Source organism: Arthrobacter sp. YD4 (genome assembly GCF_030410515.1).
Classification (GTDB): Bacteria; Actinomycetota; Actinomycetes; order Actinomycetales; family Micrococcaceae; genus Arthrobacter.
In genome coordinates, this window is record NZ_JAUHHD010000004.1 from 42,670 (window position 1) to 57,615 (window position 14,946).

General features: G+C 68.5%; 12 protein-coding genes. 6 read left to right on the plus strand and 6 right to left on the minus strand.

All coding sequences use genetic code 11. The features are described 5' to 3' along the window. Positions 1 to 12 precede the first annotated feature (12 nt). Complete coding sequence (locus QWJ39_RS11380) at positions 13 to 510, plus strand: GNAT family N-acetyltransferase (protein ID WP_290257936.1); 498 nt, start codon at positions 13 to 15, stop codon at positions 508 to 510. A 97-nt stretch (positions 511 to 607) separates the two neighbouring features. Beyond that, the gene (locus tag QWJ39_RS11385; RefSeq protein WP_290258251.1) at positions 608 to 1,873 is read left to right on the plus strand and encodes an alpha/beta fold hydrolase; all 1,266 of its coding nucleotides are present in this window, start codon (positions 608 to 610) and stop codon (positions 1,871 to 1,873) included. Between the two features lie 100 nt (positions 1,874 to 1,973). Here QWJ39_RS11385 and QWJ39_RS11390 read toward each other — a convergent pair whose 3' ends face one another. The 3 genes from QWJ39_RS11390 to coaE all read right to left on the minus strand — a co-directional run bounded on the left by QWJ39_RS11390 (position 1,974) and on the right by coaE (position 6,548). Next, positions 1,974 to 3,002 carry a TerC family protein gene (locus tag QWJ39_RS11390; protein ID WP_290257937.1) on the minus strand — a complete coding sequence of 343 codons (1,029 nt, stop codon included), beginning with the start codon at positions 3,000 to 3,002 and terminating at the stop codon, positions 1,974 to 1,976. 176 nt (positions 3,003 to 3,178) lie between these two features. After that, positions 3,179 to 5,266, minus strand: a complete 2,088-nt coding sequence (gene uvrB, locus QWJ39_RS11395; protein WP_290257938.1) for an excinuclease ABC subunit UvrB — start codon at positions 5,264 to 5,266, stop codon at positions 3,179 to 3,181. A 40-nt stretch (positions 5,267 to 5,306) separates the two neighbouring features. After that, positions 5,307 to 6,548: a dephospho-CoA kinase gene (gene coaE / locus QWJ39_RS11400; RefSeq protein WP_290257939.1), complete on the minus strand. Its 1,242-nt coding sequence runs from the start codon at positions 6,546 to 6,548 to the stop codon at positions 5,307 to 5,309. Positions 6,549 to 6,570: 22 nt separating this feature from the next. On the opposite strand from coaE, the gene QWJ39_RS11405 reads away from it, so the two are divergent. The 3 genes from QWJ39_RS11405 (at position 6,571) to QWJ39_RS11415 (ending at position 8,372) form a co-directional block, all read left to right on the plus strand. Next, positions 6,571 to 7,269: a YigZ family protein gene (locus QWJ39_RS11405; RefSeq protein ID WP_290257940.1), complete on the plus strand. Its 699-nt coding sequence runs from the start codon at positions 6,571 to 6,573 to the stop codon at positions 7,267 to 7,269. Continuing rightward, positions 7,253 to 7,816, plus strand: a complete 564-nt coding sequence (locus tag QWJ39_RS11410) for a GNAT family N-acetyltransferase (RefSeq protein ID WP_290257941.1) — start codon at positions 7,253 to 7,255, stop codon at positions 7,814 to 7,816. Before QWJ39_RS11405 ends, QWJ39_RS11410 begins: the two co-directional genes overlap by 17 nt. Positions 7,817 to 7,940: 124 nt before the next feature. Then, on the plus strand, positions 7,941 to 8,372 hold the full coding sequence (locus tag QWJ39_RS11415; RefSeq protein WP_290257942.1) for a DUF1810 domain-containing protein: 432 nt from the start codon (positions 7,941 to 7,943) through the stop codon (positions 8,370 to 8,372). Positions 8,373 to 8,454: 82 nt separating this feature from the next. Here the strand turns inward: QWJ39_RS11415 and rpsA are convergent, their stop codons facing one another. The 3 genes from rpsA to polA form a co-directional block, all read right to left on the minus strand. Then, the gene (rpsA, locus tag QWJ39_RS11420) at positions 8,455 to 9,936 is read right to left on the minus strand and encodes a 30S ribosomal protein S1 (protein ID WP_290257943.1); all 1,482 of its coding nucleotides are present in this window, start codon (positions 9,934 to 9,936) and stop codon (positions 8,455 to 8,457) included. 270 nt (positions 9,937 to 10,206) lie between these two features. Further along, on the minus strand, positions 10,207 to 11,505 hold the full coding sequence (locus tag QWJ39_RS11425) for a GNAT family N-acetyltransferase (protein ID WP_290257944.1): 1,299 nt from the start codon (positions 11,503 to 11,505) through the stop codon (positions 10,207 to 10,209). A gap of 88 nt (positions 11,506 to 11,593) precedes the next feature. Continuing rightward, entirely contained in the window at positions 11,594 to 14,455 is a 2,862-nt protein-coding gene (gene polA, locus QWJ39_RS11430; RefSeq protein WP_290257945.1) for a DNA polymerase I, read from the minus strand. On the opposite strand from polA, the gene QWJ39_RS11435 reads away from it, so the two are divergent. Further along, a complete protein-coding gene (locus QWJ39_RS11435; RefSeq protein ID WP_290257946.1) occupies positions 14,454 to 14,942 on the plus strand; it encodes a hotdog fold thioesterase in 489 nt (162 codons plus the stop codon). The genes polA and QWJ39_RS11435 overlap by 2 nt on opposite strands. Positions 14,943 to 14,946: the final 4 nt, after the last annotated feature.

Here is a 14,946-nt window from a genome sequence, read left to right on the forward strand (position 1 = left end):
AAACTGCAGTCCATGAGTGTAATCCGGCCCGCGGCCGCCTCCGACGTCCCCGCCATCCTGCAGATGATCCACGACCTGGCCATCTACGAAAAGGAGCCGGACGCGGTCCGGAACACCCCTGACATGCTCACCGAAGTGCTGTTCGGGGAGAACCCACGGGTCTTCGCCAGCATGGCCGAGAACGAGGCGGGCGAGGTTCAGGGATTCGCTCTGTGGTTCCTGAACTACTCCACCTGGGAGGGCGTCCACGGGATCTACCTCGAGGACCTGTACGTCAAGCCGGAAGCCCGCGGTGCCGGGCACGGCAAGGCCCTGCTGCAGCACCTGGCCGCCACCGCCGTCGAACGCGGCTACGCCCGGGTGGAGTGGAGCGTCCTGGACTGGAACGAACCCTCCATCGCGTTCTACCGGAACCTCGGCGCGGCGCCGATGGACGAATGGTCCACCTTCCGGCTCACCGGCGACGCCCTGGCGGCGTTCGGTTCCCGCGCGGAGGCGGCCCGTGGCTGACACTGTGGCCCCGGCACCCGCCGCGCACGCCCCGCTGCCCGTCCTCGAGTCCGGCTCCGTCCCGCACGTAGTCAAGGGCCGGCACAGCTACCGGGGGATGCGCACCACCGAACACTACTTCGAGGTCCCCCTGGACCATGCGGATCCCGCGGGCGAGACCATCACGGTCTTCGCCCGCGAGTACGTCTCCGTCGACCACACCGAGGAGCAGGCGCAGGAGCTGCCCTGGCTGCTCTTCCTGCAGGGCGGCCCCGGCGGCCGCGGCAACCGGTTCCCGTCCCTGGGCGGCTGGGGCAAGGCCGCGGCCAAGGACTTCCGGATTCTCATGCTGGACCAGCGCGGCACCGGCCTGTCCTCCCCCGCGGACCGGCACACCCTGCCGCTCCGCGGCAGCGACCGGGACCAGGCCGACTACCTCACCCACTTCCGCGCCGACTCGATCGTGGCCGACGCCGAGGCCATCCGCCGGACCCTCGGCGCGGCGCCGTGGACCATTTACGGGCAGAGCTACGGCGGCTTCTGCGCCCTGACCTACCTGTCCTTCGCCCCGGAGGGTCTGCGCGAGGTGCTGATCACCGGGGGCCTCGCTCCCCTCACCGGCCCCGCGGACCGGGTCTACCAGGCCACGTTCCGCCGGGTCGCCGCCCGCAACGCCGAATACTTCGGCTGGTACCCGGAGGACCGGGAGACCGTGAACCGGATCGCCCGGCACCTCCGAGAGACGCCGGAAGTGCTGCCGGACGGCAGCCCGTTGACGGTGGAGCGGTTCCAGATGGTGGGTTCCTTCCTGGGCGGCAACACCCGCGTGGACGGCCTCCACCACCTGCTGGAGGACGCCTTCACCGCCACTCCCGACGGCGACCGGCTCTCCGACACCTTCCTGGAGCAGGTCCGCGGCCTGGTCACCCGTGCCGCCAACCCGCTCTACGCGCTGATGCACGAATCCATCTACGGCCAGGGCGAGGCGACGGACTGGGCGGCGCTGCGGGTGCTGCAGGACCACCCGGAGTTCCGCCCGGACGTGCCGGCCCCGCTGCTCACCGGCGAGATGGTCTACCCCTGGTACTTCGAGCAGGACCCGGCGCTGGAGCCGCTGCGCGCCGTCGCCGCCCTGCTGGCAGAGAAGGACGACTGGGCGCCGCTGTACGATCTGGACCGACTGGCCGCCACCACGGTGCCGGTCGCGGCCGCCGTCTATACCGACGACATCTACGTGGACCGCGACCTGTCGCTGGAAACCGCCCGCGCGGTGCGCGGGCTGCAGGTCTGGGAGACGGACGAGTTCCACCACGACGGCATTGCCGACGACGGCGAGGCGATCTTCGGCCGCCTGCTGGGGATGGCACGGGCCCACACGGCCTGACACCGCCCGGCACAGCCTGGGCACAACAATGCCCGGGGAAGCGCTGGCTTCCCCGGGCATTGTTGCCAGCGCGACCGGCGCTAGCCGGTACTGGCCGGCGCTACTCGGCGTCGGTGAGGCTCCTGCGGGAGTCTTCCTCGAGCCGGGCGTCCAGCTTGGCCGTGGTGGCCTTGGAGCTGTAGAGGCTGGCGACGACGGCGACGATGATGGTGCCGACGATGACGCCGAGGGAGACGAAGGTGGGGATCTCCGGGGCCCACTCGATGTGCCGCCCGCCGTTGATGAAGGGCAACTCGTTGACGTGCATGGCGTGCAGGACCAGCTTGACGCCGATGAAGGCCAGGATCACCGAGAGCGCGTGCTTGAGGTAGACCAGCCGGGTCATCAGGCCGCCCAGCAGGAAGTACAACTGCCGCAGGCCCATCAGGGCGAACAGGTTGGCGGTGAAGACGATGAACGCGCTCTGCGTCAGGCCGAAGATCGCCGGGATGGAATCCACCGCGAAGAGCAGGTCGGTCAGGCCGATGGTGACGAAGACGATCACCATGGGGGTGAAGACCTTCTTGCCGTCCACCACGGTGCGGATCTTGCCGCCGTCGAACTTCTCGGACATCGGCAGGACGCGGCGGATCCGGGCGATCAGCGGGTTCTCCCGGTCCTCTTCATCCTCGCCCTCGTCCTGGGCCTGCTTCCAGGCGGTCCAGAGCAGGAACGCGCCGAAGATGTAGAACACCCAGCTGAACTGCTCGATGACGATCGCGCCGAGCATGATGAAGATGCCGCGCAGGATCAGGGCGATGATGATGCCCACCATCAGGACTTCCTGCTGGTATTTCCGGGGCACCGAGAAGCGCGCCATGATGATGATGAACACGAACAGGTTGTCGATGCTCAGGCTGTACTCGGTGACCCAGCCGGCGACGAATTGGCCGCCGTGCTCGGGGCCGGTGAAGAGGAACATGGCGCCCGCGAACAGCAATGCCAGGCCGATGTAGAACGAGACCCAGAGGCCGGCTTCCTTCATCGACGGCTCGTGCGGCCGTTTGAGGACCAGCAGCAGGTCGATGGCAAGGATCAGGCCGAGGACGGCGAAGGAGCCGATCTCAAACCAGAGGGGAAGTTCAGGCACGTAGAAACCTTTCGGAGGGCACGACTCAACGGTGTAAGTCTCTCCGGCCCCACGGCGGCCAGGAACGCATTCCTGGATCTGGTGTGGTGCCCGCTACGTCCGGCATGGCGTCCGTGCCATGCGTGCTGACGATCGTAGCGCTTTGGGATACTCCCCTACGTGCCTCCCAGTTTACCTCAGGCGTGACCTGCCGACTGCATCTGCCGAAGCTCCTTCTTGAGGTCGCCGACCTCGTCGCGGAGCCGGGCGGCGAGCTCGAACTGCAGCTCGCTGGCCGCGGCGTGCATCTGCTCGGTGAGCTGTTCGATCAGGCCCACCAGGTCCTCCGCGGGTGCCGCGGCGAGGCCGTCGGCGCGGACCTTCGCTCCGCCCTTGCCGCCGTTCTTGCCCTTGCCCTTGCCGGCGCTGGCGAGCAGTTCGCGGGTGTCCGCGTCCTCCTTGGCCAGCTGGTCCGTGATGTCGGCGATCTTTTTCCGCAGCGGCTGCGGGTCGATGCCGTGTTCCTTGTTGTAGGCGACCTGGATGGCGCGGCGGCGGTTCGTCTCGTCGATGGCCTGCGCCATCGAGTCGGTGATCTTGTCCGCGTACATGTGCACCTCGCCGGAGACGTTACGCGCGGCACGTCCGATGGTCTGGATCAGTGAGGTGGCGGAGCGGAGGAAGCCTTCCTTGTCCGCGTCCAGGATGCTGACCAGGGACACCTCGGGCAGGTCGAGGCCCTCACGGAGCAGGTTGATGCCGACGAGGACGTCGAACACGCCCATCCGCAGCTCGCGCAGCAGCTCGACGCGGCGCAGCGTGTCGACGTCGGAGTGCAGGTACTCCACCTTCACGCCGTGGCCCACGAGGTAGTCGGTGAGGTCCTCGGCCATGCGCTTGGTCAGCGTGGTGACCAGGACGCGCTCGTTCTTGGCCGTGCGGGTCTTGATCTCGCCGAGCAGGTCGTCGATCTGGCCCTTGGTGGGCTTCACGATCACCTCGGGGTCGATGAGGCCCGTGGGGCGGATGATCTGTTGGACGAAGCCGTCCGCCTTGCCGAGTTCATACTTGCCCGGCGTGGCCGAGAGGTACACGGTCTGGCCGACGCGTTCGAGGAACTCGTCCCACTTCAGCGGCCGGTTGTCCATGGCGGAGGGCAGCCGGAAGCCGAAGTCCACCAGGTTCCGCTTGCGGGACATGTCGCCCTCGTACATGGCGCCGATCTGCGGCACCGTGACGTGGGATTCGTCGATGACCAGCAGGAAGTCGTCCGGGAAGTAGTCGAGGAGGCAGTGCGGGGCGGTGCCCGGTTCACGGCCGTCGATGTGGGCGGAGTAGTTCTCGATGCCGTTGCAGAATCCCATCTGCTGCATCATTTCCAGATCGTAGGTGGTGCGCATCCGGAGACGCTGGGCCTCGACGAGCTTGTTCTGGCTCTCCAGGACCTTGAGCCGGTCGGCGAGTTCGTCCTCGATCCGCTTGATGGCGCGGCCCATCCGCTCCGGCCCGGCGACGTAGTGCGAGGCGGGGAAGACGTACATCTCGTCCTCGTCGCGGAGCACCTCGCCGGTGAGCGGGTGCAGGGTCTGGATGTTCTCGATCTCGTCGCCGAAGAACTCGATCCGGATGGCCAGTTCCTCATACATCGGGATGATCTCGACGGTATCGCCGCGGACCCGGAAGGTGCCGCGGTGGAAGTCGATGTCGTTGCGGGCGTACTGCATCGAGACGAACTTCCGCAGCAAATCATCGCGGTTCATCTCGGCGCCCCGGCGGAGCGTGACCATCCCGGAGATGTACTCTTCCGGCGTGCCGAGGCCGTAGATGCAGGAGACGGTGGCGACCACGATGACGTCGCGCCGGGTCAGCAGCGCGTTGGTGGCCGAGTGCCGGAGCCGTTCGACCTCCTCGTTGATGGAGGAGTCCTTTTCGATGAAGGTATCCGTCTGTGCGACGTAGGCCTCGGGCTGGTAGTAGTCGTAGTAGGAGACGAAATACTCCACCGCGTTGTTGGGCAGCAGTTCGCGGAACTCGTTGGCCAGCTGGGCGGCGAGGGTCTTGTTCTGGACCAGCACCAGGGTGGGCCGCTGGACCTGCTCGATCAGCCAGGCAGTCGTCGCGCTCTTACCGGTACCGGTGGCGCCCAGGAGCACCACGTCCTTCTCGCCGTTGGTGATCCGTTCGGTGAGTTCGGCGATCGCCGCGGGCTGGTCACCGGCGGGCTTGAACTCGCTGATGACTTCGAAGGGCGCCACGACACGGTTGATTTCCTGGGCAAGGCTCATGAATCTAATTTACCGCCGGGCAGCGACAGGAACAGCGGATTCAGCTTTGGGCGGTACGGCCGCCCCCGGGGAGGCCGTACGACGGCGGCTGCCAGCCGGTGCGGGCCGCCCACTCCTCCATCCGGGGAACGGCGTACGCGGCCAGCCAGTTCTCCTTGTCCGCGGCGTACCCGGCGGTCGACCGGTCCACCTCGTGCAGCCGCGCGGCGCGGCGCTTCTCCGCGAGGTAGGCCGCGCGGGCGCCGTCGTCGTCGCGCAGCCAGTCGCGGAAGCACAGCGCGAACCGCCAGCCCGGGGAGCCGGCGGCCCGGAGGTGAAGGTTCACGGCCCGGCCGGGGTCGGCGCTGCCGTGCAGTCGCTTCCCCCACTGGCCGGGGTCCGCGTCCGCGGATTTGGGGTGGTCGGCGAGGACGCCCGGCCAGACCGGGAAACCCGCGCCGGTCAGGGCGGCTGCCAGCCGGTCGGCGGCGGCCATGTCCGCGACGCCCAGCTGCAGGTCCAGCACGTCCTTGGCCGCCAGACCGGGCACGGCGGTGGACCCCACGTGGTCCAGCGTCTGGGCCTCCTCCCCCGCCGCCACCCGGAGCCGGGCGATAATCCGGGCGGCCTGCGCCGGCCAGTCCGGGTTGGCAGGGGTCAGCGCGGGGCCACCGGTGCGGGCCGCCACGCGGCGCCGGTTGAGGTTGTCGGCGTAGGGGGTGAGGCGGAACTTCCAGAGCCGGTCCACGGCGTCCCGGAGTTCTTCCTTGGAGCCGGCGTTCTCGAGCACGACGTCGGCGGCGGCCAGGCGTTCCTCCCGGCCGGCCTGCGCGGCGATCCGGCTGAGGGCCTGATCCTCGGTCATCTTCCGGTGCTCCACCATCCGCCGGACCCGGACGGGTTCGGGCGCATCGACCACCACCACGAGGTGGAAGTGGGCGCCCTGTCCCGTCTCCACCAGCAGCGGGATGTCCTGGACCAGTACGGCGCCGGCGGGGGCCGCGGCGGTGAGGGCAGCCGCCCGTTCCCGCACCAGGGGGTGGATGATGCCGTTGAGCACGGCGAGCCGCTCCGGATCGCCGAACACGAGGCTGCCGAGGCGGGGCCGGTCCAGACGCCCGTCGGGTCCCAGCACCGCGGAGCTGAACGCCTCCACCACCTTCGCGAGCCCCGGCGTGCCCGGCTCCACCACTTCCCTGGCCAGCGCGTCGGCGTCGACCAGGACGGCGCCGAGCTCGCGCAGCCGTGAAGCCACCACTGACTTTCCCGAGGCGATCCCGCCGGTCAAACCGATCTTCAGCACACCTCAAGACTAAACTGAACGGGTGCCTGACGACGCCGAATTCCAGGAGAGCCGGGCCACCGCCTACACCGTCCCCGCCGGTCCGGAGTTCCGGCACGAGCTGGAGATCAAGCGCTCACGCTTCATCACGGTGATCGCCCGCACCGCCGACGAGGACCAGGCCCGGGCCGTGGTCGCCGGGCTGCGGCGGGAATTCCACGACGCGCGGCACCACTGCTCGGCGTTCGTGCTGGGCCCCGACCGGGACGTCCAGCGTTCCAGCGACGACGGCGAGCCGTCCGGCACCGCCGGAATCCCGATGCTGGAGGCGCTCCTGAAACGCGAAACCGTCCCGGGCGCCGCGGACCTCAGCGACGTCACCGCCGTCGTGGTCCGCTACTTCGGCGGTATCCTGCTGGGCGCCGGCGGCCTGGTCCGCGCCTACTCCGAATCGGTGTCCGCCGCCCTGGACCTGGCGCCAATGGTACGCCGGCAGCGGCTCAGGATCTGCTCCGTCGCTGCGCCGCACGCCACCGCCGGAAGGCTGGAGAACGACCTCCGCGCCGCCGGGTTCGTGATGACGGAGGCAGCCTACGAGCAGCACGCCACCGTCTTGCGGCTGGCGCTGCCGGACGATCCCGCCGGGCTGGACCGGGCCGCGGAGCGGGTGGCCGCCCTCACCGCCGGCGGGGCCTCCCTGCAACCGGGCGGGACGGAGTGGGTCGATGTCGCGCTCCACTGACGCCGCAGAGCCGACCGACGTGCCGCCCATTGACCTGGCACCCATCGACGTAGCACTTCTCGACGTTACGGAGGCCGTGCTGAAGCGGCTGCTGGCCGTCGCTCAGGACGATGCGGACGCCGACGAGGTAACCCCACCGGGGGGCGGGTCTCCGGGCTGGAATGCGGACCGCGTCCGATGGTTCCGCGCATACCATCGCGCCGCGGCAGCCGGGTTGGACGGCCCGGCCCGGGAGAAAACCTGGGCGGTGACGGCCGGCGGTAACCTCGCCGGCGCCGTGCGACTGAAGGCCATTTCGGTACCGGGGACCGCCGGGGGCTCCCTGGTGCTTGAAACCGGGATCTGGCTGCGCCGTAGCCTGCGCGGCCGGGGCATCGGCCGGGAGGCATTGCGGCTGGTCACGGTGCAGGCGGCGGCCACCGGGGCCGCGGTCCTCACGGCGGACACCGCCACCGGCAACGCTGCGGCCCAGTCCCTGCTGGCGGCCCAAGGTGCGACGCTCGCCGACGACGGTACCCGGGTCACGGCCCGGATCCCGCTCCCCTAGGATCTCAACCCAACTGACTGGCAGCCGAGGCCGTTGTGAGCACTGATAACAGCCCCAGCTGCGAGTCAGTTGGGTGTGCCACGATGGGAGGAAACAGCCGAGGGCAAAGGACGGGAGCAGCGGCATGAGCGGCAACTATGATTTGGAGCGGTTCGTGACGGCGCAGGAGTCCGGCGGCACCTACCGGCAGGCGCTGGCCGAGCTCAAGGCCGGGGCCAAGCGCAGCCACTGGATGTGGTTCATCTTCCCGCAGGTCGCCGGCCTGGGCATGAGCGCGACGTCGCGCATGTATGCCATCGCGTCGCTGGACGAGGCCCGCGCCTATCTGGCCCATCCGGTGCTCGGCCCCCGGCTGCTGGAGTGTGCCCGCGCCGTGCTCCAAGTGGACGGCCGCAGCGCCGTGCAGATCTTCGGCGGCATCGACGCCCGCAAGCTGCAGTCCTCGGCGACCCTGTTCCTCCGGGCCGATCCCGGGCAACCGGAATTCCAGCAACTGCTCGACCGGTATTTCGACGGCACGGCGGACGACGCCACGGACCGGATCCTCGCCGGCTGAAGACGCCACTTAAACCACCAAGGGCCCCTGCATGGTGCAGGGGCCCTCGGTGTGTGGCCCGGGAAACCCGGGCCGCTGGCAATTAGTTGCCGGTCAGCTTCTCACGCAGGGCGGCGAGAGCCTCGTCGGAAGCGAGCGTGCCGCCACCGGTGTTGGACTCGGACGCAGCCGGCTCCGAGGAGTAGCTGGTGGTGCCGGAATCGCTGTCACCGGACGTCGCAGCAGCGGCGTCGTCGGCAGCGTGCTGGGCAACCTGCTTCTTGTGGGCTTCCCAACGGGTCTGGGCGTCAGCGTACTGCTGCTCCCAGGCGGCGCGCTGGGTCTCGTAGCCCTCGAGCCACTCGTTGGACTCCGGGTCGAAGCCCTCCGGGTACTTGTAGTTGCCCTCTTCGTCGTACTCTGCGGCCATGCCGTACAGAGCCGGGTCGAATTCGGTGCTGTCGGCGTCGACGCCCTCGTTGGCCTGCTTGAGGGACAGCGAGATGCGGCGGCGCTCGAGGTCGATGTCGATGACCTTGACGAAGAGCTCGTCGCCAACGGAGACGACCTGCTCGGCCAGCTCAACGTGGCGCACGGCGAGCTCGGAGATGTGGACCAGGCCTTCGATGCCGTCTTCGACGCGAACGAACGCACCGAACGGAACGAGCTTGGTGACCTTACCCGGAACAACCTGGCCGAGGGCGTGGGTGCGGGCGAAGGTCTGCCACGGATCTTCCTGCGTAGCCTTGAGCGACAGGGAAACGCGCTCGCGGTCCAGGTCGACCTCGAGAACCTCGACGGTGACTTCCTGGCCGACTTCGACAACCTCGGACGGGTGGTCGATGTGCTTCCAGGACAGCTCGGAAACGTGAACCAGGCCGTCGACGCCGCCCAGGTCCACGAAGGCACCGAAGTTGACGATCGAGGAAACGACGCCGGGACGGACCTGGCCCTTTTCCAGCTTGTTGAGGAACGTGGAGCGGACCTCGGACTGGGTCTGCTCGAGCCATGCACGGCGGGACAGCACAACGTTGTTGCGGTTCTTGTCCAGCTCGATGATCTTGGCTTCGATCTGCTGACCGATGTACGGAGCGAGGTCGCGCACGCGGCGCATCTCGACGAGGGATGCGGGCAGGAAGCCGCGCAGACCGATGTCGAGGATAAGACCACCCTTGACAACTTCGATGACAGTACCGGTGACGACGCCGTCTTCTTCCTTGACCTTCTCGATGTCGCCCCAGGCACGCTCGTACTGAGCACGCTTCTTGGAGAGGATCAGACGGCCTTCTTTGTCTTCCTTGGTGAGCACCAGGGCTTCGACCTGATCGCCAACGGAGACAACGTCTCCGGGGTCAACGTCGTGCTTGATGGACAGCTCGCGGGAGGGAATGACACCTTCGGTCTTGTAACCGATGTCGAGCAGGACTTCGTCGCGGTCGACCTTGACGACGGTGCCTTCAACGAGGTCTCCGTCGTTGAAGTACTTGATGGTCGCGTCGACAGCTGCGAGGAAATCCTCAGCGGACCCGATGTCGTTGATCGCGACGACAGGGGTACCGGACTTCTCGGTAGAGGTGATGGTCATGTAGTAGGGGCTCCGTTGTGGATAGTGAGTCGGTCAGGCAGACCGTCCAGCCCGCATCGGCGACACGGGGAGAAAGCACGGCAGATCGCAGGCGATCTGCCGGGTCATCCTGATTCTGTGGATTTGGTTGCGCACACGTAGTACACGCCCGTTTAGTCTAGTGCCATCCGCCAAGCCCGGTCAAAGCGCGTGCGGGTGCGCAGCAGCCCGGCCCAGGGCGGGTGCCGGGCTGCGCGAGATCCTGAACAGCCCCTCCACGGGCGGCCCGCTTTAGAAGTGCGTGAAGCAGTGCGGGGGGCGTTCGACGGCGAACATCTGGGCGGCGCGGAACGCGGCCGACGGCGTAAGCTCCCGGATCCGGCCGGCGGCCGCGAGGGTGACCGGGTTGACGCCGCCGACGAACATCGAGGACAGGTCGGCGATGTCCAGTTCCAGGTCCGCGGGCAGGTCGGCGCCCTGCCCGGTGACGTCGGCGACCGTGGCGGTCCCGCCGTCGACGTCGAGGGCGAACGTGCCGCCGGCGATCCCAAGGCCGTCGGCGACCGTCAGCACCAGGCGGCCGTCGGCCGGGTAGTGCCGGGCCGCCAGTGCCCGGGGCACGTCCAGGATGCGCAGCCAGAGCATGTCGCGGGGTTCCGAGGCCTCCACGCAGCGGGGGTCCTTGAGCGCCCACGGCAGCGGGTCGTCCACGGGGGCCTCCTGCCAGGTGACGCGCTCCACGAGGTCGATGGCGCCGAGGTACTGCCACAGTTCCAGGTAGGCGTCCCGGGTGGCGGCCACCAGGTCCACGACCTCCATGGTGGCCGGCGTGCTGGACCAGCCGCCGAACTTGTACGTGACGTACCCGTCCACGGTCCCGTCCGGGCCATAGTGCAGCGCGGTCTTGATCTTCGGGTCCTCGTTGGCTTCCCGGCTGACCTCACCGGAGACGAACTGCCGGTAGAACTCATGCCGGCCCACGGAGCCGGGCGTCTGGCGGTGGACCCGGTCGAAGATCCGCGGGGCGAGCTCCAGGAGGACCTTGGGATCGGCCACCTCCACGCTGCCCACGGGCACGTGGTTGAGGACGAAGCGCGCGCTGGTGTCCACCTTGATGGACTGTTCCGCCGTGGCGACCCCGTAGCCGAAGCGGCCGTAGATGGACGCCTCCGAGGCGGTCAGCGCAGCCACGGCGAGGCCCTCCTTCCGGGCGAGCTCCATTTCCTGCACCATCATGCGGCGCAGCAGCCCGCGGCGGCGGTGCGAGGTCCGGACCGTCACGGCCGTCACCAACCGCGCGTCGAGCAGGCGCCCGAACCCGATGTTGAGCGTTTTGTTCATGGTGCCGAAGGTGGCCACCGGGATGTCGGCGTCGAGCGAGTGCGCGGCGACCCGGCCGGTCTGGTAGGCGCCGGTCATCACCCGGCCGTCGGTCCGCTGCATGGCGATGCCGCGGTCCACGCGCTCCTCCGTGCGGCGGTCGTCGTGGAAGCCGAAGGCGACGGCGCGCATCCAGGCAACCGCCTCCGGGTAGGCCGTCTCGCCCTTGGCCGCGGGCGTGAACCGCCGGATCTCATACTGTTCTGACACGTGTTACTCCCCCTGATGACTGTGTAAACGTAAACCCGGCGTGAAACCTAAACCCGGCCGCCGGTGCTTGGCGGGCCCGGCGCTCCGGCTAGTGTCCGGCCTCGTACCAGCTGGTGCCGATGCCGATCTGGACCTCCAGCGGCACGGACAGCTCCGCGGCGGCGCCCATCTGCTCGGTGACGAGCTTCTCGACGGCGTCGCGTTCGCCGGCGGCGACTTCCAGGACCAGTTCATCATGGACCTGCAGCAGCATCCGGGATTTCAGCCCCTGCTCCGCCAGGGCCCCGGAGACGCCCAGCATGGCGCGCTTGATGATGTCCGCCGCGGAACCCTGGATGGGCGAGTTCAGCGCGATGCGTTCGGCGTTCTCGCGCAGTTGCCGGTCCGTGCTGGTCAGGTCCGGCAGGTACCGGCGCCGGCCCTCGATGGTGGCCGTGTAGCCGTCCACCCGCGCCTTCTCCACCACGCCGCGGAGGTAGTCGCGGACGGCGCCGAACCGGTCGAAGTAGTCCTTCATCAGGGTCCGGGCCTCGTCCACGGAGATCTCCAGCTGCTTGGACAGGCCGAAGGAGGTCAGACCGTACGCCAGGCCGTAAGACATGGCCTTGACCTTGGAGCGCATGGCGCTGGTGACCTGGTCCGTGGGGACGTGGAAGATGTTGGAGCCGACGAAGCGGTGCAGGTCCTCGCCGTCCTTGTACGCCTGGATCAGGCCGGCGTCGCCGGAGAGGTGCGCCATGATGCGCATCTCGATCTGCGAGTAGTCGGCGGAGAGCAAGCACTCATACCCGTCGCTGACCACGAAGATGCCGCGCACGCGCCGGCCCTCTTCGCTGCGGATCGGGATGTTCTGCAGGTTCGGGTTGTTCGAGGAGATCCGGCCGGTGGCGGCAACGTTCTGCGCGTACGTGGTGTGGATCCGGCCGTCCTCCGCCACGGACTTCTTCAGCGACTCGAGCATCTGCCGGAGCTTGGAGGATTCGCGGTGCGCCATCAGCTGGACCAGGAACTCGTGCCCCGTCTTCTCCAGAAGGTTTTTCAGCGACGCGGCGTCCGTGGTGTACCCGGACTTGATCTTCTTGGTCTTGGGCAGGCCGAGTTCCTCGAACAGCACCGTCTGCAGCTGCTTGGGCGAGCCGAGGTTCACCTCGTGGCCGATCGCGGCGAAGGCCTGCTGCTGGGCGTTGTCGATCACCCGGGCCAGGTCGGAGAGCTGCTCGTCCATGCGCTGCATGTCGATGCCGATGCCCGCGAGTTCCATGTCCGCCAGGACGCGGCTGACCGGCAGTTCCAGGGTGGTCAGCAGGTCCAGGGCGCCGCGGTCCTTGAGTTCGTCTTCGAAGAATCGGCTTAGGGCCTGGACGACGGCGGCGACGTGCACCAACGCGCCAGCCGAGGCCTCGTCGTCGCCGTCGAACGCCAGCTCCAGCTGCCCCGCCTTCGCCTCTTCCTTAGAGACGGTCAGGTTGAGGTGGTGCTGGGCCAGTTCGGCGAGCTCGTAGCTGCGGCGGTCCGGCTGGATGAGGTAGCCGGAGATGGCCGTGTCATCGACCACGCCGTCCAGCTCCATGCCGCGGGCGGAGAGCGCCTTGAGGGCACCCTTGAACCCATGCATCACCTTCGCGGCAGAGGGGTCCCGGAGCCAGGCGGCGAGGATGTTCTCGGTGTCGGCGTCCTGGGTGGTGAGGTCGAGGTAGACGGCGGATTCGCCGTGGACGATCGCGACGGCGGCCGCGTCCTCGCCGATCCGGCCGGGAACCAGGTCCACGGCGACGGCGGCCCGCTTACCCTCCGTGCCGGCCAGGAACGTGGCGAGCTCTTCCGCTGTTGCGGGGACGGTGTAGTCCGGGGTGGCCAGGGTTTCGCGTTCGGCCTCCGTGACCTCGCTGCCGTAGAGGGCGAAGAGCCGGGTGCGGATGGTCTTGAATTCGAGGGTGTCGAAGAGGTCCTCGAGCGCGGCCTGGTCCGGCCTGGGGTCGGCCAGCTCCTCGAGCGTGACGGGCAGTTCCAGGTCGGTCCGCAGCCGGTTGAGCTTGCGGTTGCGCTTGACGGCGTCGACGTTCTCCCGGAGGGCGTCGCCGACCTTGCCGCCGATCGAGTCGATGTTCTCCAGCACGCCCTCGAGGCCGCCGTAAAGGTTGATCCACTTGGCCGCGGTCTTGGGTCCGACGCCGGGGACGCCGGGAAGGTTGTCGGCGGTTTCGCCCACCAGGGCGGCCAGGTCGGAGTACTGGGCGGGGCTGACGAAGTACTTCTCCTGGATGGCTTCCGCGTCCATCCGGGGGATGTCGCTGACGCCCTTGCGCGGGTAGAGGACGAAGACGTTGTCGGTGATGAGCTGGAACGCGTCACGGTCACCGGAGACCAGCAGGACCTCGAAGCCGGCCGCCTCGCCCTGGGCGGCGAGGGTGGCCAGGATGTCGTCCGCTTCCCAACCGGGGAGCTTGATGGTCTTGATGCCCCAGGCGCCCATGACCTTATCGATCAGGTCGATCTGCCCGCTCATTTCGCGCGGGGTCTCGTTGCGGCCGCCCTTGTAGCCGTCGTATTCGGCCTTCCGGTGGGTGGTGTCGTCGGAGACGTCGAAGGCGACGGCGATGTGCGTGGGCTTCTGCTCCTTGATCAGGTTGATCAGCATGGAGGTGAAGCCGTGAATGGCGTTGGTGTGCTGGCCGGTGGCCGTGGAGAACTTGTCCGCGGGCAGCGCGAAGAACGCGCGGAACGCCATGGAGTGGCCGTCGAGCACGAGGAGCCGGGGCTGGTCCGTGATCGGGATGACGGGGGCTTCGGTGGCCGAGGGGTGGTCGGCGAGGCTGTGGCCGGCCACCTTGGCCGGGGCCTTCCGGGCGGGGCTCTCCGCCGCCGGTGCGGCTGGCTGAAGGGTGTCCACTGCGGACGCGGAAGGGGCCGGTTTGGTAGTTTCGCTCACAGGTGCCAGCCTAGTTGGCATGATCGACAATTTCACGCCGGCCCCGTACGCCGCCGAACTGGAGGCCGCCGGCATTCCCGCGGAACTGCATGACTGGCTGGGCCGGATGGGCGTCGGGTCCCTGGTGGTGAAGATGGGTATCAAGTTCGTGGAGCTCAGCCCGGAACGCACCGTGGCCACCATGCCCGTGGAGGGCAACACCCAGGTGGCCGGGATCCTGCACGGCGGAGCCCATGTGGTGCTCGCCGAGACCCTGGGGTCGTTCGCCGCGGCGATGCACGCCGGCCCGGGCCGGCACGCCCTCGGCGTCGACGTCGGCGCGACGCACCACAGGTCGATCGCCTCCGGCACCGTGACGGGAACGTGCACGGCCATTCACCTGGGTCGCACCCTCACCACGCACGAGATTGTCATGACGGACGAGCAGGGCCGGCGGCTCTCCACCGCCCGCATCACCAACCTGTTGCGCGACAACGCCCCCGACACCGCCGTCGACCCGGCCCGGTAGCCGC

What these genes read in the sequence shown, in the direction of transcription:
- polA (WP_290257945.1), bottom strand. Translation starts at nt 14,455, where the DNA reads ATGCCAACTAGGCTGGCACCTGTGAGCGAAACTACCAAACCGGCCCCT.
- QWJ39_RS11385 (WP_290258251.1), top strand. Translation starts at nt 608, where the DNA reads ATGCGCACCACCGAACACTACTTCGAGGTCCCCCTGGACCATGCGGAT.
- uvrB (WP_290257938.1), bottom strand. Translation starts at nt 5,266, where the DNA reads ATGAGCCTTGCCCAGGAAATCAACCGTGTCGTGGCGCCCTTCGAAGTC.
- QWJ39_RS11380 (WP_290257936.1), top strand. Translation starts at nt 13, where the DNA reads ATGAGTGTAATCCGGCCCGCGGCCGCCTCCGACGTCCCCGCCATCCTG.
- QWJ39_RS11415 (WP_290257942.1), top strand. Translation starts at nt 7,941, where the DNA reads ATGAGCGGCAACTATGATTTGGAGCGGTTCGTGACGGCGCAGGAGTCC.
- QWJ39_RS11435 (WP_290257946.1), top strand. Translation starts at nt 14,454, where the DNA reads ATGATCGACAATTTCACGCCGGCCCCGTACGCCGCCGAACTGGAGGCC.
- QWJ39_RS11410 (WP_290257941.1), top strand. Translation starts at nt 7,253, where the DNA reads ATGTCGCGCTCCACTGACGCCGCAGAGCCGACCGACGTGCCGCCCATT.
- rpsA (WP_290257943.1), bottom strand. Translation starts at nt 9,936, where the DNA reads ATGACCATCACCTCTACCGAGAAGTCCGGTACCCCTGTCGTCGCGATC.